This is a genomic window from Candidatus Leptovillus gracilis (genome assembly GCA_016716065.1).
Classification (GTDB): Bacteria; Chloroflexota; Anaerolineae; order Promineifilales; family Promineifilaceae; genus Leptovillus; species Leptovillus gracilis.
The window spans coordinates 606973-630182 of sequence record JADJXA010000003.1; the positions used below are offsets into that span (position 1 = coordinate 606973).

A 23210-nucleotide genomic window follows, 5' to 3' on the forward strand; every position below is an offset into this window, starting at 1 on the left:
CTACCTGTTGATGATCTGTATCTTCTTGCTGTGCTAAACTCGCCTTTGATGTGGTGGCATAACTGGCGTTATTTGCCTCACATGAAAGATGAGGCATTAAGCCCGAAAGGGGAGTTGATGGAATTGCTTCCCATCGCGCAGCCAACAGATGAGATTCGGGCGGGGGTGGAAACGGCCGTTACTCAGGTCATCGCCCTCGCCAAAGAGCAGCGTTCCATGATTGGCGAGCTATTGGACTGGCTGCGCGTTGAATTTGGCATTGCCGAGGTCGGGCAAAAGCTGGAATCATTCGCCGCGCTCAACAGCGTTGATTTCACGCAAGAAGTCAAGAAGCGGCGTCCCCGCGCCGCCGGTCTTTTGACCCCCGCCGCAGTCCGCACCCTGAAAAGCACCCACGAAACATACAGCGGCGACGTCCGCCAGCGACAAACCCACATCAACCAATTAGAAAACACCATCTCCAATCTGGTCAATCAGGCTTACGGCCTGACGGATGACGAAATCGCCTGGCTTTGGCAAACCGCCCCGCCGCGTATGCCTATTGCCGCGCCGTGAACCCGGACCAGACACCTGACAGGTCTTCCGAGACCTGTCAGGTGTCTGGTCCGGCGCCGGGTCTCGCGTGGCCCCGCCCTTTAGACCTGACAGGTCTTCGGAGACCTGTCAGGTCTAAAGGGCTATACATGGAGGAGCAGATGCACACTATGCCCAAACTGCAATTTGGTCAGACCTACCACATCTACAACCGGGGCGTTAACCGCTGCAACATCTTTCAGGAAAAGGCCAACTACCTTTACTTCCTCAAGCTGTTCACCCATTACATTGCGCCCATCGTTGACGTGTACGCCTACTGCCTGCTGCCCAATCATTTCCATTTCCTTCTCCACCTCAAGGCGTTCGAGGAGATATTGCGCGACCCGGAACTGCGTGATTTTTGGCCGCATACGCAGGCCGACCGGCCGCATCAATTCTTCTCCAACTTCTTCAACGCTTATGCCCGCGCTTTTAATGACCGCTATGGACGGACGGGGGCGCTGTTTCAACGGCCGTTTGGCCGCATCCCCGTTACCACCGAAGGCTACTTCTACAACCTCGTCACCTACATCCACCGCAACCCACAAAAACACGGGCTGGTAGACGATTTCCGCGACTGGCCCTACTGCTCCTACGACGCGATTGTTCATGATAAGGCGACGCGGGTGGGGAAAACGGCCGTTGTCGGCTGGTACGGCAGTCTGGCCCACTTCCAGGAAGCCCACCAAACCGACCCGGACGAAGCCCGCCTGGCTCCCTGGCTGGGCGCGTTAGAGGATGAACAAAGCGATTGCTAAACCAGATCACCTACCAGCTTGGCGGCCTCACGCCAGAAGGAATTCAAATCATCGAAACCAGCCCCAAACCAACTACAATAACGGGGAAGTCTAGCCCTTCGGCACAAAACCCTTAGAGTCTACGGCGGCAGGCGCAAGGCTGAGAAGTTTCTTTACTAGAAAAAAATTCTTCCTGGGAAGCATTGCTCCGTTTCCTTACTAGAAAAAAAATTTTCTTCGGAAGAATCGCTCCGTTTCCTTACTAGAAAATTTTTTTTCTTCGGAAGAAATTCTTCCGAAGAAACCATAGTAGGGGCGACCCTTGTGCCCGCCCAATCGAGGGCGACCACAAGGGTCGCCCCTACCAGCCAAAATGTTTTTCTGACAATCTATAGTAACATCCGGCATGGTTCATTTCAGTTGATTTGTGCTTTACAAATTTTGCAAAAAAGCGTGTCATGCTGAGAGCCTGTGCTGAGCTTGCCGAAGCATCCTCCGAAGCATCCTCCGAAGCATCCCGTTCCTCTAGCGTTAGCGGGATGCTTCCCCGTTCGACGTTGCTCAGGGCCGAAGACTCCGCTCAGACCTTGTCCTGAGCAACGCCGAAGGAATGACAATGCCGCGTAAATTTGTAAAGAAGATGTTTCGCCCGATGAACCATGCCAATTTTTGCTTTAGCAACAGGCTGACAGGCGGCCGGCCATTACTCTGGGCGTGCAGCCAGCACCGCCCTTACGGATGGAGCAGCCAGGAATTTTTGGCGCAAATTATCTTCTTCAATCGGGTACACAATCTGGTCAATTACCTCGGCGGCAATACGATTGTGGGTGGCGGCCAGGGGGGCAATACCCACAATTTGCGCCAATCCGGCGTGAATCTGCCAGATAAGATTTTGCTGGCGCGTTTCATGGGCCAAAAAAAGCGCCTGCTGCCACTCTTGCTCAGCGGCCACGCCTTCACCAAATTGCTGGTAGCACAGGCCCAGACCATACAGCGCGCGGGCTTCAAAATGACGCGCTTTCCTCTTTTCCGCTTCCATGCGCAACGTTTGGCTGTATTGCAAAGCCACATCCGGCCGACCGCGTTCCAGTTCAGCGTGTATCAGAGAATCCAACACCTGAAAACGCACATCCGGGTCGCCGTTGGCCTCGCTCAGACGTAAGGCGTCGTACAGGTGGGCGATGCCTTCATCCACTTCTCCAATGCGGCACAAATCCACCCCCAAATTACGCAGTAGATCATCCTGGGGCATGGTAAAGCGCGTCTGGCTGATCAGCGCCAGCGCTTCACGATGGTAGGCCAACGCCTGCTCGAAATCGAACAGGCATTGATAACATTCGCCCAGATTATTCAGAATGGTGCAGCGTAAAATGGGGCTGACATGCTCGGATTCTTGCAAGGCGCGTTGAAAAGCCCGAATCGCTTTGTCCATGTGCCATTGGTCCATACGCACAACGCCAATCCAACTATTGGTGCGGGCAACCTCTGTGCGGTTGCCAATTTGCTCAAAAAGCGCCAGCGCTTTTTGCATGTTGTGGATGGCTTCTTCGGTGCGGCCTTGATGGGCGTAGGCGCGGCCCAAGACCTGGAAAGCAGCGGCGCGGCCGGCCGAATAATTCAGGGCTTCGGTCAATTGCAGCGCTTCGCGGCAGGCTTGCATGGCCTCATCGTAGCTGCCCATGCTGTTGTGTTGGTTAGCCAACAAAGTCAGGGCGTCTACGGCTTGCTCGCCAGAACCGGCATCCATGTATGTTTGCTCGAAGCAAGCCAGAGCCTCTTGCTGCTGGCCGAGCAAACGATAGAGACGGCCGTTTTCCCGCAGCGCCTCCAACCGTATCTCCCGTACCCCCGGCTCGGCGGCTCCCCCTTCTGTTTGGGCAATCAGTTCGGCGTAATAGCGCACGGCCGTATCGTTCGCCTCGTTGTCACGGGCGATGGTTGCGCGCTGTAAAAGCTGTGCTAAGTGTGCTACATCCATCTTTTTTCTCCAGGGCGAAGTGTAGCACAATCAAAAACCTGGGTACACCCCAAAGCCGCGGCCATCCCTAGATTTCACGGAGACATCACAATGTGGGTTGCAAAACCTGGCAAGCCTTCTGACGCCTGCTGGTTGACTGACAAATCTCAGATTTTCACCGCGGAGAGCGCGGAGATTTTTTCTGGTACAGCCTCCGCGCTTTCTGCGTTCTCCGCGGTTAGATAAGTTTTGTCAGTCAATCAGGACGCCTGCCGGGTTTTTAGATCTCACGGCCGCTGCCTCTTGACAACATATCTCTATCTATGCTTTAATAGAGGCGAACGTTCGGGCGAACGTTCGCCTAAAAGCGATAACCGTACTTTTTAGATGAGAAAGGGCAACTTCATGGCTCGAATCACCATCAAAGACGTAGCCGCCCACGTCGGGGTCAGCTACCAGACAGTCTCCAAAGTGCTCAATAAGCAGGGCAATGTGTCCGGCGACACGGAGGCGCGCATCTGGCAGGCAGCGGCCGACCTGGGCTACAAGCCCAACGTCAGCGCCCGCAATCTGCGTACCCAGTCCAGCAACCTCATCGGTTACGCCTGGCAGCGCAGCCAGGATGATTCCCCCCGCCCCATCCTGGACCAGTTTCTCTACGATGCCGTGTACACCTTCGAGCAGCACGGCTACCACTTGCTCACCTTCCTCGTGGATGCCACCGATACGTCCGACGTTGCCATTTACAAGGAGTTGTATGACCGGCGGCAGGTGGAAGGGTACATCCTGGCAGACACCAACCACAACGACCCACGCATCGCCTGTTTGATTGAGCAGGGAATCCCCTTTGCCAGTTTTGGCCGCGCCAATACGGAATGGGATTTCTGTTGGGTGGATATAGACGGCCGTCACGGATTACGCATCGTCGCCGACCATCTGATTGAACGAGGCCACCAACGCATCGGCCTGCTCACCTGGCCGGAAGGGTCGGAGGCGGGCGCTTACCGCGAAGAAGGCTTTGCCGATGGGCTGCGCAGCGCCGGGCTGGCCGTGCGCCCCGATTGGGTGCTGCGCGGCAGCAACACAGTGCAGTTTGGCGCGGCCGGGATGCAGCATTTCCGCTCGCTGCCGGCGGCAGACCGGCCAACGGCCGTCGCCTGTGTGTCCGACGTTATCGCCATTGGCGCGCTCAACGACGCCAGCGCCGCCGGGCTGAACGTCGGCCAAGACATCGCCATCACCGGCTACGACGACATCCCGATGGCCCAATACTTCACCCCGGCCCTCACCACCGTGCGGCAGCCCATCGCCACGGTGGGGCAGCAGGTGGTGGATTTGCTGCTGAAACAAATCAAAGGGCAGCCCATCGCCCAAAAAGGGATTTTGCTAAAACCAGAACTGATCATCCGCCAATCGAGCTAAACCATGACTTTGCAAGCTGTTATTTTTGATTTAGATGGCGTCATCACCGACACGGCCGAATACCATTATCTGGCCTGGCAGAAACTGGCCGACGCTGAGGGTCTGTCCTTCGACCGCGCCATTAACGAAAAACTGCGCGGCATCTCGCGCCGCGAATCGCTGGCGATCATTTTGGACGGCCGTTCTCTGCCCGAAGAAGCGCTGTTGGATATGATGCAGCGCAAGAACAGCTATTACCAGCAGATGTTGGCCCAGATTTCCCCGGCCGACCTGCTGCCCGGCGTGGCTCGCCTGCTGGATGAACTGGACGCCACCAGCATCCCTTACGCCATCGCTTCCGCCAGCCGCAACGCCGCCGTTGTCGTGGCTAAACTGGGCATCGCCGACCGGCTGGCGCTGCTGGCCGACGGCCACAGCGTGGCCGAACCGAAACCGGCCCCCGACCTGTTCCGCTTTGCCGCCGCCAAACTAAACACGCCGCCAGGCGGCTGCCTGGTGGTGGAAGACGCCGCCGCCGGGGTACAGGCCGGTCTGGCGGCCGGCATGACTACCCTGGCGCTGGGGCCGGCCGCCCGATTTGCCGATTTGCCCGCCCTGACCCACCGCCGCGACAGCCTGGCCGATGTGACCCTGGCCGATTTGCAGGCGCTGACCGCCGTTGATCCGCGGTGGGTTATTTGTCAGTCGGGGTTTGATCCAGCCGGGCAGCGCCACATGGAGACCGTGTTTACGCTGGGCAACGGTTATTTCAGCACCCGCGGCGCCTTCGAGGAAGGCCACCCCGACGACCAGCCGATCACCTTTGCCCACGGCATCTTCGACGACATGCCGGTGAGTTTTACCGAGTTGGTGAATATGCCAGACTGGTTAGATACGGCCGTTTGGGTAGACGGCGCGCCGTTCCGGCTGGACCAGGGGCAAATTTTGCATTTTCAGCGGCAGATGGATTTGCGCCAGGGAATTTTGCGCCGCGACGTGCGCTGGCAGTCGCCGGGCGGGGCGATTGTAGACCTGACGTTTGAGCGATTTGCCAGTTATGCTCAGGAACATGTGGGCGCGCTGCGAATTCTGGCAACGGCCGTCAACCAGGCCTGCCATCTCGCCATCACCACGGGCATCAACGGCCACGTCGCCAACGAGGATTTACTGCACTGGCGCTTGTTGGACCAGGGCGCAGCCGACGATGGCCTGGTCTGGCTGCACAGCCGCACGCGCAAGACGAGCATGGATGTGGGCGCGGCGGCGGCCGTCATCGCCTCGGCGGGGGCACAAACACAGAGCCAACTTTGCCCCGGCCAGCCGCGTATCCATGTGACGCAAACGCTGCCGCCCGGCCAAAGCCTGCTGCTAGACAAGCTCATCGCCTACGCCGCCGGGCGCGATGCCGCGCCGCAAGCCGAAAACGTCGTCGCCCGCGCCCAGGCTTATTTGCCCAGCCAGAGCTACGACGCGCTGCGCGCCGCCCACATCGCCGCCTGGCGGCAGGTATGGCAGGCCAGCGATGTACAGATTGAAGGCGACCCCGCGGCGCAGTTGGCTCTGCGCTTCAACCTATTCCAACTATTCGTCGCCGCCCCACAGCACGACGACCGGGTGAGTATCGGCGCGAAAACGCTCAGCGGTTATGGCTACCGGGGGCACGTTTTTTGGGACACGGAAATTTTTATCCTGCCGTTTTTCAGTTATACGCAGCCGCAGATTGCCCGCAACATGCTGCTGTATCGCTACCACACGTTGGCCGGGGCGCGGCGCAAAGCGGCGCGCAATGGGTTTGCCGGAGCGCAGTACGCCTGGGAAAGCGCGGCCACCGGCGACGAAGTGACGCCAACCTGGGTCCCTCATTTCAGCGACCCGACGCAGTTGGTGCGCATCTGGACGGGCGACATTCAAATCCACATTTCGGCCGACGTGGCTTACGCCATCCGGCAGTATTGGCAGATCAGCGGCGATAATGCCTTTATGCGCGACTATGGCGCGGAGATGATTCTGGACACGGCCCGTTTTTGGGGCAGCCGGGCCGAGCGGGAAGAGATAGACGGCCGTCTCGTCTACAGCATCCGCGACGTCATCGGCCCAGACGAATACCACGACCACGTGGATAACAACAGCTACACCAACTATATCGCCCGCTGGCATTTGCAGACCGCCCTGGAGGTACGCGACTGGCTGCGGCAGGCCGACCCGGTGAAGGCGGCGGCTTTGGAAGCCGAACTCGCCCTCACGGATGAGGTCTATCGGCACTGGCAGGAGGTGATGGCGCATTTGGTGTTTTTGTGGGATGGGGCAACGGCCGTTATCGAACAATTTGAGGGCTTCTTCCAACGCAACCGGCTGGACCCTGAACTATTTGCCAGCGCCAGCCAATCGCTGCAAGTGATTCTGGGCATCGAAGGGGCCAACGAGAGCCAGGTCCTCAAGCAGGCGGACGTGATCATGCTGCTTTGCCTGTTCCGCGATCAATTCGACCAGCGGACGTGGCAGGCCAATTGGCACGCCTACATGCCCATCACCGACCACAAATATGGCTCGTCGTTGGGACCCAGCTTCCACGCCTGGGCCGCCTGCGAGATGGGGCGACCAGAGGAAGCGTATGAGCATTTTATGCTGGCCGCGCAGGCAGATTTGCTTAATCCACGTGGCAACGCCGGGGATGGCATCCATGCCGCTTCGGCCGGTGGGGTGTGGCAGGCGGTTGTCTTTGGCTTCGCCGGGCTGCGCCAGGAGCAAGGCACGTTTTCTCTGCATCCCCAATTACCCCAACATTGGCAGCGCATTGCGTTCAAGTTTCGCTATCGTGGCGCGTACAAACAGGTAGACATCCGCCGCGATGCAGAAGGAAGGGTTATCGCCAAAATTGAATGAGTTTTCGGCACACCTGTTTAAAACATAGACTGCCGCGCATTCCGTCCGGTCAAAGATAGGCACACGCGGCAATCATGAAGAGACAAACCGTTTATCAACGATGCGCCTCGTGGAGCCAATTATACAGCAATCTCGCCTTCACTACTCCCCGGCGTGCATCACAATTATCAACCAGTGAATGGATTAAATGGAGAAGAAAATGAACAAGCGTTTGTTAACTTTGTGGGTATTGTTACTCGTAGGGGTTCTGTTGGCTGCTTGTGGTGGCAGTGCGGCGGATCCAACGGCCGTAGCGCCAGCAGCCACTGAGGTGGGAACGGCCGTAGAACAACCAGTGGTAGAACAACCGACCGACCAACCGGCGGCCGATGTCATCCAACTCCAACTCATGGGCTGGGCCAGCTCCGACGCCGAAAACAGCCGTCTGCAAGAAATGATTGACAACTTCAACGCCGCCAACAGCGACGTTCAGGCCAACCTGCTGCTCGTGCCCGACTACGACACCAAGCTGCAAACCAGCCTGGCCGGCGGCGCGCCGCCCGACGTTTTCTACATTGACAGCTTCAAACTGCCCGATTTCGTCGCCGCCAATGCCATTGCGCCCATCGGTGATGAACTGGAAGACGTAGACGATTTCTACCCCAACCTGCGCCAGGCCTTCACCCTGGACGGCACGTTCTACTGCCCGCCCAAAGATTTCAGCACCCTGGCCTTACAATACAACAAAGACATGTTCGATGCGGCCGGCCTGGATTACCCCACGGCCGATTGGACCTGGGATGACCTGCGCGCGGCAGCCGAGGCCCTCACAGACAGCGACAACGGCGTCTACGGCATCGTTCTCAGCGCCGACATGGCCCGCTGGATCGCCTTCCTCTATCAGGCCGATGGGGCCATCACCAACGCCGACTTCACGGCCATGACCCTGGATTCGCCAGCAGCACAAGAAGCGATGGATTTCTACGTGGGTCTGGTACAAGACGGTTTTGCCGCCCAACCATCCGACCTGGACAGCGGTTGGCCCGGCGAAGCGTTTGGCAAACAGCAGGCGGCCATGTCCACAGAAGGCAACTGGATTGTCTCCTTCCTGCGTGACCAATTCCCCGACGTTAACTTCGGCGTAGCCGAACTACCGGCCGGACCGGGCGGCGACGCCACCATGTCCTTCACCGTTTGCTACGGTGTGCCAACCAACGCCGCCAACCACGACGCCTCGGTACGCCTGGTAAATTACCTCACCGGCCCCGAAGGCATGAAAGCCTGGTCCGACCTGGGTCTGGCGATGCCCACCCGCGCCAGCCTGCGCGCTGGCTGGCTGGAAAAATATCCTGATCTGGAACCGTTCCTAAACGGCGCCGATTTTGCCTATCCGTGGCAGTTCCGCCCCGGCTTCCAGGACGTGCTGGACACGGTGAACTCTGGTTTACAAGAAGCGTTCACTGGTCTGGCGACCACCGAACAGGTGCTGCAAAACGCCCAAGAAGTAGGCACGGAAGTTTTGAACCGGTAGGCAAAACCATGTTTAGACAGACCTGGCAGGCCGCGGCGGCCTGTCAGGTCTCAGCAGGAGGCAGCAAATGGCTGTGACAACCGGCATCCGGGGTGAAGACAGGCAAAATGCCATTGCCGGCTGGCTGTTTATGACCCCCACAGTTCTGATTTTTTCTGTGTTCATCATCATTCCGATCATTGCGGCCGTCTATTTTAGCCTGACCGATTGGAACGGCATCAGCCGGCCAGCCGAAGCCAACTTCATCGGCCTGAACAACTACAAAGCCATCCTGACCGAATCTGGCATCCGGCAAACCGACTTCTTCACCGCTCTGAAAAACACCACCTACTTCGCCCTGGGCGTCGTACCGATGCAGACGATCATCTCTTTGCTGCTGGCCGTCGTCGTCAACCAATCGCTTTTGCGCTTCAAGGGCTTCTTTCGCACCACCTACTACTTCCCTTCCATCACCTCATCGGTCGCCATCAGCCTGATGTTCCTGTTCTTCTACCAAAAAAGCGGCCTGGTGAACCAGGTCTTGGGCTCGCTGACATTTGGCGCCTGGCAGCCCATCGCCTGGATGGCCGACCCACGCGGCCTGATCCACATTGTGCTCAGTTGGTTTGGGCTGACCATTCAGACAGCCCCAGACTTTCTGACCCAGAGCAAATTGGGCGGCGTCACGCTGTGGAGCTGGATCAGCGGCCCCAGTGTGGCCCTGACGGGCATTATGATCATGAATACCTGGACCACCATCGGCACCATGATGATCATTTTTCTGGCGGCGCTGCAAGACGTGCCCGGTTTTGTCTATGAAGCCGCGCAAATTGATGGGGCCAACGCCTGGACGCAGTTTCGCAAAATCACCTTACCCTTGCTGCGGCCGACTTTGTTCTTTGTGATCACCCTGGGGCTTATCGGCACATACCAGGTTTTTGATCAGGTGTACGTGATGAGCAGCGGCGGCCCGGCCAAAACGACGTTGACGATAGCCTATCTGGTGTACCGCAATGGCTTCAACAACAGCCAGATGGGGCTGGGCGCGGCGATTGCCATCGTATTGTTTATCATCATCTTTACGCTCACGCTGATTCAACGCCGCATCACCGGCAGCGAAGCAGACAATTAGGCGCAAAGGAGCGTATCATGGCGACGATCAGTCAACCCATTTCTCAGGGTGGTTTGCAGGCAAATGAACGGCAGGCAGCGGTCAGGAAAGTGTTGTCTTATGGCGTCTTGTTCTTGCTGGCCCTGACCTTCATTTATCCGTTTTTGCTGGCGATTGCCACCAGCTTTAAATCCTTACCCGAAATCAACCAGTTTCCGGTGAGCCTGATACCCAAAGAGATTTCGCTGGAAGGGTATCGGCGGCTGCTGAACTTTAATGTGCCGCGCTGGACGATTAACAGCGGGCTGGTGGCCGTATCGGTTACGCTGGGCAACTTGTTGTTTGCCAGCCTGGGCGGTTATGCGCTGGCGCGTATTCGCTTTCCGGGCAGTAGAGCCGTTTTTCTGGGCATTTTGGGCACGATGATGATTCCGGGCATTGTGCTGCTGATCCCGATGTTTATTGTGTTGAAATTGTTGGGATTTGTGGACACATATGCTGGTCTGATTGTGCCTAAATTGATTACGGCGTTTAGCATTTTTCTGATGAAACAGTTTTTCGAGTCGGTGCCGCGTGAATTGGAAGAGGCGGCGCGCATTGATGGGGCGACGCCGCTGCAAATTTTCTTCCGCGTGGTGCTGCCGACGGCCAAACCGGCGCTGGTAGCGCTGACCATATTCAGCTTTCAGGGAGCGTGGAACGATTTTATGCACCCGTTGATTGTGATCACGGTGAACCAGAGTTTGTTCACGCTGCCGTTGGGGTTGGCGCTGCTGCGCGGTGGCATGGGGCAGAATTTGCAATGGAATTCGCTGATGGCCGGTTCGATGTTGACCACGCTGCCGATGGCGATTATCTTTTTTGTGTTTCAGCGGTACTTTATCGAGGGAACCAGCTACAGTGGGATTAAGTGAGCGATGATTCGGGTGACGGCCGTTCTGCTGCAAGCCAGTAAACGATGGTGGTATGAATGGACGGCCGTTCTCCCCATCGCCCTGGCCTGGTTTGTGTGCCAGGTATTGGTGCTGCCGGGGCCGCCGGCAACGGCCGTTCTCTTCTCCCTCATGCGCCAATCCTACGATAACCAGTGGTGGAACGGCCGTGACATCTGGACCGCCGCCAAAGAATTGTTCTGGCCCGCCTGGCAGTGGGCGTTGGTCAATGGTCTGGTCATCGGGCTGGCGTTGTTTAACTTGCTCACCTACTGGGACGTGCCAGGGCCGTTATGGATTTTTTTGCGGGTGGTCTGGCTGTTGGCGCTGACAGTCTGGTTGGGGCTGAATCTGGTCTATTGGCCGTTTTGGCTGGCGCAGGCAGACAAATCTATGCGCAACACCTATGCCAACGGCGGCCGGTTTTTGCTGCTGAATCCATTGGGCGCGTTGGGGCTAACGGCCGTTGTCGCCCTCGTCCTGTTCGTCAGCCTGCTGACCATCTTGCCCTTTGTGCTTGGCTCGATGGCCTGGGTGGCGCTGGTGGGGGTAACGGCCGTGCAATCTTCCCTCAGGCGTCAAACAGGCGATTTATGACTTGCGACCTGTGATAGTTGACACAACCCATTTCTGTGGTAAAAGTAAGGTCATCTATTTGAATCGCAAGGAAATTCTGCAAATGAAACAGAAATATATCTGGCTTACTGGTTTGCTGCTGGTGTTGATTTTAGCTGCCTGTGGTGGGGCAGCAAACGCGGGGGATACGGCCGTTGCCGAACAAACCGCCCCATCCACCGCCGACGGCGAACTGAACCTACCCGACACAGTAGACGTACAAACCGTCGCCCAAATCAAAGGCCGTGAAGACGTAGTGCTGTTCGACGTGCGCGAGCAGTTTGAATACGACGAAGCCCACATCGCCGGCGTCACCCTTATCCCCCTGGGCGACCTTCCTAACCGCCTCAGCGAAATCCCCACCGACAAAACCGTCATCATCACCTGCCGCAGCGGCAACCGCAGCGGTCAGGCAGCCGACTTTTTGCGCGAAAACGGCTTCACCAACGTCCACAACATGGAAGGCGGCATCGTCGCCTGGCAGCAAGCCGGGCTGCCCGTGGAAAAATAACCCCAACCAACAAAAAGCGGGGTAAATCAGCTGATTTACCCCGCTTTTTTTGTTCTATCTCGACAAAACCAGTTAGCGCCGACGACCGGTAAGCAAATTCAAAACCCCCAAGAAAACCACAGCCCCGACGACCGCCACCACAAAACTGGGCAGGTTAAAACCGGTGACACCAGAACCGCCAAACAGACTCATGATCCAACCGCCCACCACCGCGCCGATAATGCCGACAATGATGTTTGTCAGGCAGCCCATCTGGTCGTTACGTCCTACAATCATGCTGGCAATCCAACCGGCCAATGCCCCAAAGATGATCCAACTCAAAATGCCCATCGTTTACCTCCATCAGGTTATATCAGGTTAATGACCACCTATACGTCTGGATGGTTCAAGAGTTTCAGTTCCCGCGCCGGGCCATCTCTACGGCGCGATACGCATTGACGATGCCGTAGCCGGTCAGATTGTTGGGTACGGCGTTTCCTTCCAGATAACATACGCCGAACCCGGCCATATCTTCCGGCGGTGTCTGCGCCGGCAGCGACAGGCCAGAATCTTCTAGCTGCCCCATCATCTCGGCCAGCAGCGATGTGCCTACTTGGCCGGTAAATGACGTGGCCGTCGCCCGCAAAATTTCCTCTGTGCGCTCAATGTTGCCGATCAGGGCAGGATTGGCCGACCAGATCAGGGCCACCACCCCGGCAACGTGCGGCCCGGCCATCGAAGTGCCGTCCAGCAAGCCATAACCATCCCCCGGCAGCGACGACAACACCTGCACGCCGGGCGCCAGGATGTCTGGTTTGGTACGGCCGCTGCCATCAACCATCACCGGGCCACGACTGCTAAAAGCGGCCAGATCACCCGCCTCGTTCACCGCGCCCACCGAGAAAGCCTCCGCGTACAGCGCCGGCGGATCGGCGACGGTGCTGCACGCCGGCCCGGCGTTGCCCGCCGAGGCGACGACAAAAATACCCGCCGCCCGCAGCGCAGCCACTGCCGGCCGCAGCGATTCCGCGTCGCAGCCTTCGTAGGCTTCGGGGCAGCCCCAGGAATTGTTTAGCACATGAGCCGAGCGCAGCGGGTCGCCATCGCGCAGCGGGCTGCCGTTCAGCGGGAAGGGGGCCAGCATAAATTGCATACAGTCCAGGTAGCGCGCCGGGCTGCCCACGTTGCGCGGCAGATTGGCGCAGGCGTACCAGCTTGCGCCGGGGGCCACGCCCACCGTCTGCCCGACAATCGAGCCGAGGGTATGTGTGCCGTGCCCGCCTGCGTCTTGGGGGACGGCAGCATGGGTCCAGGGATCGTACCAGTTGTAGTCGTGGTTGCCAGAACGGCCGCGATAAGTCGGCAGCAGTTCGGGATGGTCCCACTGCACGCCGGAGTCAGACTGGCCGATGACGATGCCTTCACCGGTGACGCCAAAATCCTGCCATACGGCCGTTGCCCCAATGCCCGTCAGGTTCCACCGCGGCGCCGACGGGCGCGCAGCCGTCGGTGACACGGCCAGCGGTGCGCCTTGCGGCGGGCGCAGCGTGGGATTAGGCAGCACGCGGTCCACCTCCGGCCGGCTGGCGAGCCACACCTGCATCGGCCAACCACCCGACACTTCCAGGGCGTTCACCAGGTAATAGGGCGTGTAAGACACGCCCAGACGGTCCAGGTCGGCGCGCAAGTCGGCTTGGGTGGCATCAGCGTGGCTCACCAACGTGTCATAGACAAACTGCCGTCGGGCGTTGTAATCGGGCATGGCGGCGGCCGCCGTCACGTCCGCCTGATCACGCAGTACCACAAAGAGGGTGTCGCCGTGGAAACCAGTCTGCCCGCCCTGGCTGTAAATCAACCCGCCGATGAACAAGGCAGCGGCCGCTGCCCCCCACCCCAGCGCCGCGCGGCGCGGCGCTGAACGACGGCCCGCCGTCCACACCAGCACCGCGCCCAACAACCAGGCCAGCGCCAGCGAGGCCAGCGCCGCCAAAAAAGACCAGAGCAGAATCGAGTCGGCGGCAATGACGCTGGTGGCGTCGGTATCCATGAACGCGAGGGGCACGGCCGTGCCCAAACCGACCACCACCGCCACCGCCGGCCAGCCGGTCACGCCCGCCGCCAACCAGCCCAACGCCGGCAGACCGACCATCATGACCAACTGCGCCCCGTTCAGGCTCAGGCCGCTGGCGACGATGAGCAACAGCACCCCCACGACAAAGCCGCCGGTCAGGGCGTCGTGGCGCGGCCCGCGAGACAGGTCGGCCAGGGATTGGCGCCAGAAATGAGCGACGATGAGACTGACGGAAATACCCACAGCCCCGCCCAGCAGCGCCGCCAACAGCACGTCCAGCGGCGAACCGAGCGCGCCCCAACCGGGCCAGGGATAGAGGGTAACGGCCGTTAACCCCAGCGCCAGCGGCGTCCCAGACCAGTTGGTAGGCAGCGGCCGTCGCCGCCACAAGACCAGATACACCACCGCCAGCCAGACCAGCGCCCCCATCAGCTGCAGCCAGGACAGCAGTTGGCTCTGCGCCGGGGGCACAAATCGGGCCACGCCCAGCGCCAGCAGCAGCCCGCAGCCCCACAGCCATGTCTGAAACATGGCCCGGTAACGCGGATGGGGCCAACGCCAGGCCAGCAGCAGCAGCGGAATGCCCAACGTCACCACCTGGAGCAATGTGTCGGTTAACGCCTGGGTATCGGCTGGAAGCTCGCCCAGGCCCGGCGCCAGCCAGGCCCGGGCTTGCAGCCAAAACGAAAGCAACCCAATCGCCGCCCACACCAGCAGCGCAGCAAAGCGCCCTAACCATTTGCCTTGTTCTGGCACTACTTCGTTGTTTTGTATTGATATTTCCATAACGGCCGTTTTACCACAATTCCCGCAAAGAATCCCGCTTCTTTTTTCCTCAGCTTATTTTTCGCGGTACAATCATTATCATCAATGGGAGCATGGACGTTTCGTCCGCCCGAATGAGGGTATATCATGATGGCACACAATACAATGCGCTGGACCCCTATGGTGCTGCTTTTGGGCGATTTAATCGCCATTTTGCTGTTTGTCTTCACCGGACAAAGAGATCATAACACAGTGGATGCGGCACGGCCGTTGCTCGGCCTGCTGCGCACCGCTTTTCCCTTCCTGCTGGCCTGGGTGACGGTAGCCTGGGTGGTTAAAGCCATCCCGTTGGACGCTCAGGGGATGCGGCTGCCCACTCTGCTGGCGCGGACGGTAAACGCCTGGTTTATCGCCGCGCCGCTGGCGCTGTTGCTGCGCGCCTTTATGCTTGGCCGCGATATTCCCCCGGCTTTCATGTTGGTGACATTAACGCTGGGCAGCCTGTTTGTGCTGGCCTGGCGGCTGGCGTTTGGGCTGATCTGGCAAAAAGGGATGAACCGGCAGCCGGGGCAGCCAGCCGAATCAGTTTAGCATCAAGCGTCGGCCACAAACAGAGGCAAAGACATTTGCTCCACCCCACAGAACCATTTAAACGGATGACAGCATGGCAGATGAAAGTGTGTTGATTGCGGTTGATCAGAAGGACGTGGTCTTTTATGGCGACGAATTAACGGCCGTGCGCGCCAATGACGGCCGTATCTATGCCTCCGTGCGCCACATGTGCCAGGCCCTCGGGCTGGACGATAATGGACAGCGGCAGCGCATCCGCCGCCACGCCGTCCTCGGTCGGGGGTTAATGGTGTGCAATTTACACACCATTCAGGGCGATAGAGAAACCTTTGTGCTGCGCGTAGATTTGGTGCCGCTGTGGTTGTCTGGCGTGCGGGTGACGGCCGTCAAAAAAGAAGCCCAACCCAAACTGGAAAAATTCCAGGAAGAAGCGGGAACCGTGCTGTGGGAAGCCTTCCAGGAAGGTCGCCTGACGATGGAACCTGGCTTCGAGAAACTGCTGGAACAAGACACCGATGCCGTACAAGCCTACAAAATGGCGCTGGCGATTGTCAAACTCGCCAAACAGCAGATTATGTTGGAAGGGCGGCTGGGCGACACGGAACTGCGGCTAGAAAATGTGGAGGAGCGGCTGACCACCGTCGAAGAGCAGCTTTCCGGCGCGGATGTGGTAACGGAAGCGCAGGCCAGCCAGATCAGCCAGGCCGTCAAGGCGGTGGCCCTGGCTTTGGGCAAAGAGACCGGCCGCAACGAATTTGGCGCGTGTTATGGCGAACTGTACCGCAAATTTGGCATCACCTCTTACAAACTCATGCCGCAGCGCAAATTCGACGCGGCGATGAAATTTCTGACAGAGTGGCATCAAAGTCTGGTCGGCGACGCGCCGTTCTAACCAACAAAAAAAGGACTCGGTGGAGTCCTTTTTGTTAGTTGGTTAGTTTGTTGGCTGGCTAACAAACTAACCAACTAACAAATCTCTACCTACTTGCCCAGCGCCTCGCGCACTAAGGGCAGCGTGCCAGCGGAAAGCAGTTTGTGGCTTTTGTCTACGATGAAGTCGGCGTAAGCGGGGACGAACAGCGTTCCGGGCTTGCGGAAATCGAAATCGGCCGGCTTGTCGCGGAAAAATTCACGGTGAACGCGCGTCCAGACGAGACGGCCGTCGGTATCAATGTTCACCTTGGTCACGCCCAACGGCACTGCTTTGGCAAACTCGTTGGCGTCCACGCCTTTGGCCGAGGGGTCCAACGCGCCGCCGGCGGCGTTGATGCGCTCCACCTCTTCTTGCGGCACAGAGCTAGAGCCGTGCATCACCAGGGGGAAGCCGGGCAGCCGCTTCTGAATTTCGGCCATGCGGCCAAAGTGCAGACCCTGGCTGCCGCTGAATTTGTACGCGCCGTGGCTGGTGCCAATGGCGACCGCCAGACTGTCGCAGCCGCTTTGTTCCACAAACGCTTTGGCTTCGTCGGGGTCGGTCAGCAGGGCGCTTTTTTCGTCCACGGAGATGTCTTCTTCCACACCGCCCAACATACCCAGTTCCGCTTCCACGCTGATGCCTTTGGCGTGCGCCCGTTCCACCACTCGCCGGGTGATGGCGACGTTTTCGTCAAAGGGATAGTGCGAGGCGTCAATCATCACCGAGCTGTAAAAGCCGGAATCAATGCAGTCGTAGCAGGTTTGCTCGTCGCCGTGGTCCAGATGCACGGCGTAAATGGCGTCAGGGTACAACTCTTCGGCGGCGCGGATGATCGCTTCCAGCATCTTGGGATTGGCGTATTTGCGCGCCCCTTTAGAAAGCTGCACGATAAAGGGTGCCTGTGCCTTCACGTTGCCCTCGAACAGACCTAACGTCTGTTCCATGTTGTTGATGTTGTACGCGCCGACAGCAAATTTGCCGTAAGCCACTTTAAATAAATCAGCCGTTGTTACAATCATGAAAATCTCCTTTTCTATGCCAGAGACCATCTAAAACTTGCTGCGTAGTCTCTTGTCTTATATTTGTTTCCTTAACTGGTTGGTCGGCGTCGCGCTAGACGGCCGTTCAAGTCAAAGTATACCAAATAGTCGGGCAGTCTGTTAGTCTTGCGGCCGCATCGTCGGGAGATTGACTACGCTGCGGCCATCCGGCTAAGCAAGCGCTTTTCTAAAATCGGTCACGTTTTCCGTAATCGTCCGGCTGCCGCCGTAAATGGCGCTGCCGGCCACCAACACATCGGCCCCGGCGGCCACAATGTCGGCGGCGTTGCTCAGCTTGATGCCGCCGTCTACCTCCAGATCGGCCTTAGAACCGATGGCGTCTAACATCTGGCGCAGGCGGCGAATTCTGGCGGTACTGCCAGGTATGTAAGATTGACCGCCAAACCCGGGATTGACCGACATGATCAGCACCAGGTCTACATCGGGCAAAATTTCTTCCAAAGTCACCAGCGGCGTGGCCGGGTTCAGAGTGACGCCCGGCTTCACGCCCAATTCGCGGATGGCCTGCACCGTGCGGTGCAGGTGGGGGCAGGTTTCCACATGAACGGTCAGGATGTCGGCCCCGGCCTGGGCAAAGTCGGCCAGGTAGCGGTCGGGGTTTTTGATCATCAGGTGGACGTCTAAGAGTGCGCCGGTCTGGCGGGCCAACGGCCGTAACGCCGCCACAACCAACGGCCCAATGGTGATGTTGGGCACAAAATGGCCGTCCATCACATCCACATGGATGTATTCGGCCCCGGCGGCCACCGCCTCGGCCACCTGTTCGCCCAGCCGGGCAAAATCAGCCGCGAGAATAGAGGGGGCTAATTTGACATTTGCCATGTTCGTTCACCTTTCTGAATAAGATGACCGGGTGACACCATGCCACCAAGTCACCCGGTCATCTTGTGACCCGGTCATCTTGTGACCCGGTCATCTTGTGACCCGGTCATCTTGTGACCCCATCATCTTGTGACCCCATCACCCTACCAATTCCAGCGCCGCGGCGGTCATCGCTTCTGGCGTCAGGCCAAATTCATGATACAGCGTCTCGAATGGGGCCGACGCACCAAAATGTTCAATCGAAATGACCCGGCCTTGCTGGCCGACATATTGGCTCCAACCCAGGGCAATGCCCGCTTCGATGGCGACGCGGGCCGTCACCTGCGGCGGCAGCACGGCGTCTTTGTAATCTTGGGGCATCTCGTCGAACAGCTCCCAACTGGGGAACGAGACGACGCGGGCGGCCACGCCCTTTGCGGCCAACTGCTTTTGCGCCTCGACGGCAATATGCAGCTCAGAACCGGACCCCAGCAAAATCACCTGTGGGTCGGCCACATCCACCAGCACGTAGGCGCCGTTTCGGGCGCCCTCAGCCAGGGCGGGGTCCAACAACGGGAGTTTTTGCCGGGTGAGGGCGAAGGCGGTGGGGCTGGTGCGGCGAGACACGGCCGTTTTCCAGGCCACCGCCGATTCATAGGCATCCGCCGGGCGGATGACCGTCAGGTTGGGGATGGCGCGGAGGGCGGCCAGGTGTTCGATGGGTTGGTGGGTAGGGCCATCTTCGCCCAGGCCGATGGAATCGTGGGTGAAGACGTAAATGACGCCCAATTTCATCAGCGCCGCCAGCCGGATGGTGGGGCGCATATAGTCAGAGAAAACCAGGAAAGTGCCGCCGTAGGGAATCACCCCGCCGTGCAGCGCCAACCCATTCAGGATGGCCCCCATGCCATGCTCACGCACGCCAAAGCGGAGGTAACGGCCGTCAAACGCCCCATTCTGAATATCCCCTGCCCCTTTCAGGTCCGTCTTGTTGGAGCCGGTCAGGTCGGCCGAGCCGCCCAACAGTTCCGGCACGCGCTGCGCCAGCACGTTGAGCGCTTTGTGGGCCGTGTTGCGCGTCGCGTCTGGCGCGGTGTATTCCACCGTAAAATCATCCCAGCCTGACGGCAGTTCGCCGCGCATAACGCGCTGGAATTCAGCCCCCAGGTCAGGATAGCGGGCAATATAGCCGGTCAGCACGTTGCGCCACAAAGTATGCTCATCGGCGCCGCTTTTGCCGGCCGTGCCCAAAATCTGGTAAGCCGCCGGGTCGGTCCAGAACGGCTCTTGCGGCACGCCCAACGCCTCTTTGGTCAGACGGATTTCTTCCGCGCCCAGCGGCTCGCCGTGGGCCTTGGCTGTGCCGCCCCGGTTGGGGCTGCCAAAACCAATGATGGTGCGACAGGCGATGAGCGACGGCCGTTCCGCATCCGCCAGCGCCTCGGCCAAAATAGAGGCAATCGCGTCCGGGTTATGCCCATCTACGCGCCAGGTCCCCCAGCCATAGGCGGCATAGCGCCCCAACACATCCTCGGTAAACGACAATTCGGTGGAACCATCAATGCTGATGTGGTTATCGTCGTAGAAGACAATCAGTTTACCCAGCCCCAAATGGCCGGCCAGCGAGCTGGCCTCGTGGGAGATGCCTTCCATCAGGTCGCCGTCGCTGGCGATGACGTAGGTGTGGTGGTCCACCAGGGTAAATTCTGGCCGATTGTAGCGCGCAGCCAGCCAGCGCTCGGCCAGGGCCAGGCCAACGGCCGTCGAAATCCCCTGCCCCAATGGCCCCGTCGTCATCTCGACGCCGGGCGTCTCATGCACTTCCGGGTGGCCGGGCGTGTGGCTGCCCCACTGCCGAAACTGCTGAAGCTGGGCCAGCGGCAGGTCATAACCGCTCAGGTGCAGCAGGGCATACAGCAGCATACTGCCATGTCCGGCCGACAGCACAAAACGGTCGCGGTCCGGCCAATGTGCATTTTGTGGATCAAACTTCAGATAACGCGCCCACAACAAAGCGGCCACGTCGGCCATGCCCATTGGCATACCGGGGTGGCCGCTGTTGGCCTTTTGCACCGCGTCCATCGCCAACACGCGAATCGTGTTAGCCACCGGACGCAACGCGGAGGATAGATCGTTGTTCATGGTAAGTTCTCCTGATTGAGACACGGCCGTATAGGGAGAGATGTTAGGAAGTTCCGTATTCCGTATTCCGATTACGGCTCACGGCTCACGGCCCCCCGACCCACGGCCTCCAAACCACCGCGTCTCTCTATCGTCGCGTCATAGTTATGTAAATACGGCTTCGCCGGCCGTAATCATGTGATAAGCGATCAGCAGCTGCGTCAGCGCCAGAGGGTAGCTGCGCTCCTCATCCAACCCAGACTGATAGCGACCTAGCTTATCCAGATCAACACTGCTATCGGCCGGTAGATGGCTCTGAATCACCTCTTCCAATTCGCGCGCTTTTTCGCCCGCCACATTGCCAGAAATGTCCAAAAAGTCCACCGGCTTGCCATCATAGCGCCCTAATTCTAACCGCATCGCCGGTTCAGCACCATTACCACTATGCTGTAAAATGTCGGTCATGTCGGGGTGGGGAATGGTTGGCCGCAGAACCAGGTTGGCGTTTAGATGCCCGCCGGTCTCCTCGGCATGTCCTTCGGGAGGATGAAACCGCACCACCATGTCGGCCATAGCCCGCTGTGGTTGAATGTAACGAGGCGATAAATCTTCACGGCCGGACAGCGAAGCCAGCACCTGCTCCAACGTATAACCCCGTTTGGTAGTGTCGCGCTTGATTTTCCACTTGTGGCGCAGCTCTTCCGGCGGATTCAAATACACCTTCACGTCGAAGCAAAGGCGCATCAAGCGGGTGTGAAAGGGCAGCAGCCCTTCCACAATGATGTATTTGGTCGGTTTAATATATTCCGGGGCATCAAAATCGCCCGTGCTGTGGTTGTACACGGGCTTCAAAATGGGTTGACCTTCACGCAGCAGGCGAAAATGCTGCTCCATGATGTCCACATAATTCCCTTCCGGCGATAGGGCGCTAATGCCCAGTTCTTTACGCTGTACGCGGTTGTACTTATGGTAATGATCACAGCAGATAGCCGTCACATGGTCTGGTCCCAGGGCGTCTACAATACCTTTGCTCAATGTCGTCTTGCCGGCCGCGCTGTCGCCTGCGATGCCCAGCATGATGGTTTTGCGATTCATATAACCTCCCTCCTAGGGAAGCTTGGCCTACCGGTCACAGGTCTTCGGCCGTCGGTCACCTGATGAACTATTTAGCTAACAGCCTTGGAAAAGTAAAATTGATGCGAGTTGTAATCGCCCCAGAACGATTTACAACATCGTTCTACAAACTGTCGGCTTATTTCTGCCATTTTGTACTAGTCAAACTTGATGTCGGCCCACAGGTTCATGGCGTCACGCAGTTCCGGCGAATTGCGCGCCGCTTCCTGCAGGGTGGAACCGGAGGAAATCGCTTCGGTGGCGACGCGGTTGGCGGTGGCCCCGGCGCGGCTGCCTTTGGGGTGGCCGTGCGTACCACCGCCAAAAAGCCAGAAGGCATCATTGCCCGTCAGACGGTACAGGTCGGGGATGTGGTTGACATGAATACCACCAGAGGCCACCGGCCAGACGGTCTTCAGACCGGCAAAATCCTGGTCGAAATAGATGCCTTGCTGGGTGTTGGCCGGGGTATGCCGTTCGCGCAGCAAGCTGAGAATACCTTGTGTTTCGCTCCAATTGCCTTCCAATTTGCCGACAACTGTGCCAGTATGGACATGATCACCACCGGTCAGGCGCAGCCATTTGGCGACGACGCGCATGTGGATGCCGTGGTCGCGCTGACGAGTGAAGACGGCATGCATCGCACGGTGGCAGTGGACGATCATATCCAGTTCACGCGCATGGGCAAATACATCGGCCGAGGCAGCAAAGCCGGCGGTGAGAAAGTCGAACATGCACATATCGGCGCCGCGTTCTTTGACAAAATCCATACGCTTCAGGCTTTCAAGGGTAGAGCCGGCCGTTACGTTGTGCCAGTGGCCTTTGTATTCGCCGGTTTCGACCATGGCGTCTTCGACGGCGTCTTGGGCGTAACGGAAACGGTCTTGCCAACGGCTGAATGGCTGGCTGTTCATATTTTCGTCATCTTTGGTGGTATCCAGGCCACCCATCAGACATTCGTAGATGATGGTGGAGTAGGCTTTGGGGGAGAGACCCAGTTTGGGTTTGACAGTGCCGCCGAGCAACGGCCGTCCCCATTTATCCGCCCATACCCGTTCATCATAAATGCCTACGTGCGGGCCTGGGTATGTCTTGACGAGGGCGACAGGGATGCGCATGTCTTCCAGTCGCAGGGCGTTGATCGCTTTCATGCCAAACACATTGCCCACGATAGAAGACATAATGTTGACGACGCTGTTCTCCTCAAACAGATCCATCGGGTAAGCGATGTAGGCAATGTCACCCTGAATGTCGTACACCCGCGCTTTGTAAAATTCCAGATCGGTCAACTGATTGGACCAGACCTCGGTCCAGGTTCCGGTGGACGATTCGGCGGCGACGGCGGCGGCGGCTTCGATCATGTCTGTGGGTGGCTTGGGGCTGATGCGGAAGGCGCACAGCAGGTCGGTGTCTTTCGGCGTGTAATCTGGGTCGTAATATCCACTGGCATAGGTGCGCACACCGGCGATGTATTTATCGCTCAAATCGGCGGTTGGCGGCTGGGCTGTTAAATTAGGGGCTATTGCTTCACTCATTTTAAATTCTCCTTTTTGTGATTCAACCACTCAATGGGAAACCTGGGGCTTGTAAAATGGTGGGGAGAG

19 protein-coding genes are annotated in these 23210 nt (G+C 58.5%); 11 read left to right on the forward strand and 8 right to left on the reverse strand.

From position 1 onward, the window contains the following. Positions 1 to 81 precede the first annotated feature (81 nt). Positions 82 to 555 (forward strand): hypothetical protein, encoded by a 474-nt coding sequence (locus tag IPM39_11500; protein ID MBK8986688.1) that lies wholly within the window; start codon positions 82 to 84, stop codon positions 553 to 555. A gap of 140 nt (positions 556 to 695) precedes the next feature. Further along, a complete protein-coding gene (locus IPM39_11505) occupies positions 696 to 1331 on the forward strand; it encodes a hypothetical protein (GenBank protein MBK8986689.1) in 636 nt (211 codons plus the stop codon). 682 nt (positions 1332 to 2013) lie between these two features. Here IPM39_11505 and IPM39_11510 read toward each other — a convergent pair. Further along, entirely contained in the window at positions 2014 to 3288 is a 1275-nt protein-coding gene (locus IPM39_11510; protein MBK8986690.1) for a tetratricopeptide repeat protein, read from the reverse strand. Positions 3289 to 3672: 384 nt separating this feature from the next. Here IPM39_11510 and IPM39_11515 point away from each other — a divergent pair, with 384 nt between their 5' ends. The 7 genes from IPM39_11515 (at position 3673) to IPM39_11545 (ending at position 12209) form a co-directional block, all read left to right on the forward strand. Further along, the gene (locus tag IPM39_11515) at positions 3673 to 4689 is read left to right on the forward strand and encodes a LacI family DNA-binding transcriptional regulator (protein ID MBK8986691.1); all 1017 of its coding nucleotides are present in this window, start codon (positions 3673 to 3675) and stop codon (positions 4687 to 4689) included. A 543-nt stretch (positions 4690 to 5232) separates the two neighbouring features. Further along, positions 5233 to 7551, forward strand: coding sequence for a glycoside hydrolase family 65 protein (locus tag IPM39_11520; GenBank protein ID MBK8986692.1), 2319 nt, complete (start codon positions 5233 to 5235; stop codon positions 7549 to 7551). 199 nt (positions 7552 to 7750) lie between these two features. Further along, positions 7751 to 9061, forward strand: coding sequence for an ABC transporter substrate-binding protein (locus IPM39_11525; GenBank protein MBK8986693.1), 1311 nt, complete (start codon positions 7751 to 7753; stop codon positions 9059 to 9061). Positions 9062 to 9134: 73 nt separating this feature from the next. Next, entirely contained in the window at positions 9135 to 10172 is a 1038-nt protein-coding gene (locus tag IPM39_11530; protein ID MBK8986694.1) for a sugar ABC transporter permease, read from the forward strand. A gap of 17 nt (positions 10173 to 10189) precedes the next feature. Continuing rightward, on the forward strand, positions 10190 to 11065 hold the full coding sequence (locus IPM39_11535; GenBank protein MBK8986695.1) for a carbohydrate ABC transporter permease: 876 nt from the start codon (positions 10190 to 10192) through the stop codon (positions 11063 to 11065). Between the two features lie 3 nt (positions 11066 to 11068). Beyond that, a complete protein-coding gene (locus tag IPM39_11540; protein ID MBK8986696.1) occupies positions 11069 to 11680 on the forward strand; it encodes a hypothetical protein in 612 nt (203 codons plus the stop codon). Positions 11681 to 11762: 82 nt separating this feature from the next. Further along, the gene (locus IPM39_11545) at positions 11763 to 12209 is read left to right on the forward strand and encodes a rhodanese-like domain-containing protein (GenBank protein ID MBK8986697.1); all 447 of its coding nucleotides are present in this window, start codon (positions 11763 to 11765) and stop codon (positions 12207 to 12209) included. A 72-nt stretch (positions 12210 to 12281) separates the two neighbouring features. Here IPM39_11545 and IPM39_11550 read toward each other — a convergent pair whose 3' ends face one another. Both IPM39_11550 and IPM39_11555 read right to left on the reverse strand, forming a co-directional pair. Next, positions 12282 to 12539 (reverse strand): GlsB/YeaQ/YmgE family stress response membrane protein, encoded by a 258-nt coding sequence (locus IPM39_11550; protein MBK8986698.1) that lies wholly within the window; start codon positions 12537 to 12539, stop codon positions 12282 to 12284. A 64-nt stretch (positions 12540 to 12603) separates the two neighbouring features. Next, positions 12604 to 15045, reverse strand: coding sequence for a S8 family serine peptidase (locus IPM39_11555; protein MBK8986699.1), 2442 nt, complete (start codon positions 15043 to 15045; stop codon positions 12604 to 12606). A 126-nt stretch (positions 15046 to 15171) separates the two neighbouring features. On the opposite strand from IPM39_11555, the gene IPM39_11560 reads away from it, so the two are divergent. Next, positions 15172 to 15615, forward strand: a complete 444-nt coding sequence (locus tag IPM39_11560; protein ID MBK8986700.1) for a DUF3054 domain-containing protein — start codon at positions 15172 to 15174, stop codon at positions 15613 to 15615. A gap of 73 nt (positions 15616 to 15688) precedes the next feature. Then, on the forward strand, positions 15689 to 16486 hold the full coding sequence (locus tag IPM39_11565) for an ORF6C domain-containing protein (GenBank protein ID MBK8986701.1): 798 nt from the start codon (positions 15689 to 15691) through the stop codon (positions 16484 to 16486). 89 nt (positions 16487 to 16575) lie between these two features. On the opposite strand, the gene IPM39_11570 is transcribed toward IPM39_11565, so the two are convergent. The 5 genes from IPM39_11570 to IPM39_11590 form a co-directional block, all read right to left on the reverse strand. Continuing rightward, positions 16576 to 17529, reverse strand: a complete 954-nt coding sequence (locus tag IPM39_11570; protein MBK8986702.1) for a class II fructose-bisphosphate aldolase — start codon at positions 17527 to 17529, stop codon at positions 16576 to 16578. A 192-nt stretch (positions 17530 to 17721) separates the two neighbouring features. Then, a complete protein-coding gene (locus tag IPM39_11575) occupies positions 17722 to 18393 on the reverse strand; it encodes a ribulose-phosphate 3-epimerase (GenBank protein ID MBK8986703.1) in 672 nt (223 codons plus the stop codon). 138 nt (positions 18394 to 18531) lie between these two features. Continuing rightward, positions 18532 to 20514, reverse strand: a complete 1983-nt coding sequence (tkt, locus tag IPM39_11580; GenBank protein MBK8986704.1) for a transketolase — start codon at positions 20512 to 20514, stop codon at positions 18532 to 18534. Positions 20515 to 20658: 144 nt separating this feature from the next. Further along, positions 20659 to 21588 (reverse strand): phosphoribulokinase, encoded by a 930-nt coding sequence (locus IPM39_11585; GenBank protein MBK8986705.1) that lies wholly within the window; start codon positions 21586 to 21588, stop codon positions 20659 to 20661. A gap of 176 nt (positions 21589 to 21764) precedes the next feature. Then, a complete protein-coding gene (locus IPM39_11590; GenBank protein MBK8986706.1) occupies positions 21765 to 23141 on the reverse strand; it encodes a form I ribulose bisphosphate carboxylase large subunit in 1377 nt (458 codons plus the stop codon). Between the last annotated feature and the right edge of the window lie 69 nt (positions 23142 to 23210).

Coding starts and splice junctions, on each gene's coding strand:
- IPM39_11555 (MBK8986699.1), bottom strand. CDS start 15,045: ATGGAAATATCAATACAAAACAACGAAGTAGTGCCAGAACAAGGCAAA.
- IPM39_11515 (MBK8986691.1), top strand. CDS start 3,673: ATGGCTCGAATCACCATCAAAGACGTAGCCGCCCACGTCGGGGTCAGC.
- IPM39_11540 (MBK8986696.1), top strand. CDS start 11,069: ATGATTCGGGTGACGGCCGTTCTGCTGCAAGCCAGTAAACGATGGTGG.
- IPM39_11575 (MBK8986703.1), bottom strand. CDS start 18,393: ATGGCAAATGTCAAATTAGCCCCCTCTATTCTCGCGGCTGATTTTGCC.
- IPM39_11550 (MBK8986698.1), bottom strand. CDS start 12,539: ATGGGCATTTTGAGTTGGATCATCTTTGGGGCATTGGCCGGTTGGATT.
- IPM39_11510 (MBK8986690.1), bottom strand. CDS start 3,288: ATGGATGTAGCACACTTAGCACAGCTTTTACAGCGCGCAACCATCGCC.
- IPM39_11535 (MBK8986695.1), top strand. CDS start 10,190: ATGGCGACGATCAGTCAACCCATTTCTCAGGGTGGTTTGCAGGCAAAT.
- IPM39_11590 (MBK8986706.1), bottom strand. CDS start 23,141: ATGAGTGAAGCAATAGCCCCTAATTTAACAGCCCAGCCGCCAACCGCC.
- IPM39_11525 (MBK8986693.1), top strand. CDS start 7,751: ATGAACAAGCGTTTGTTAACTTTGTGGGTATTGTTACTCGTAGGGGTT.
- IPM39_11500 (MBK8986688.1), top strand. CDS start 82: ATGAAAGATGAGGCATTAAGCCCGAAAGGGGAGTTGATGGAATTGCTT.
- IPM39_11570 (MBK8986702.1), bottom strand. CDS start 17,529: ATGATTGTAACAACGGCTGATTTATTTAAAGTGGCTTACGGCAAATTT.
- IPM39_11505 (MBK8986689.1), top strand. CDS start 696: ATGCACACTATGCCCAAACTGCAATTTGGTCAGACCTACCACATCTAC.
- tkt (MBK8986704.1), bottom strand. CDS start 20,514: ATGAACAACGATCTATCCTCCGCGTTGCGTCCGGTGGCTAACACGATT.
- IPM39_11585 (MBK8986705.1), bottom strand. CDS start 21,588: ATGAATCGCAAAACCATCATGCTGGGCATCGCAGGCGACAGCGCGGCC.
- IPM39_11565 (MBK8986701.1), top strand. CDS start 15,689: ATGGCAGATGAAAGTGTGTTGATTGCGGTTGATCAGAAGGACGTGGTC.
- IPM39_11560 (MBK8986700.1), top strand. CDS start 15,172: ATGATGGCACACAATACAATGCGCTGGACCCCTATGGTGCTGCTTTTG.
- IPM39_11545 (MBK8986697.1), top strand. CDS start 11,763: ATGAAACAGAAATATATCTGGCTTACTGGTTTGCTGCTGGTGTTGATT.
- IPM39_11520 (MBK8986692.1), top strand. CDS start 5,233: ATGACTACCCTGGCGCTGGGGCCGGCCGCCCGATTTGCCGATTTGCCC.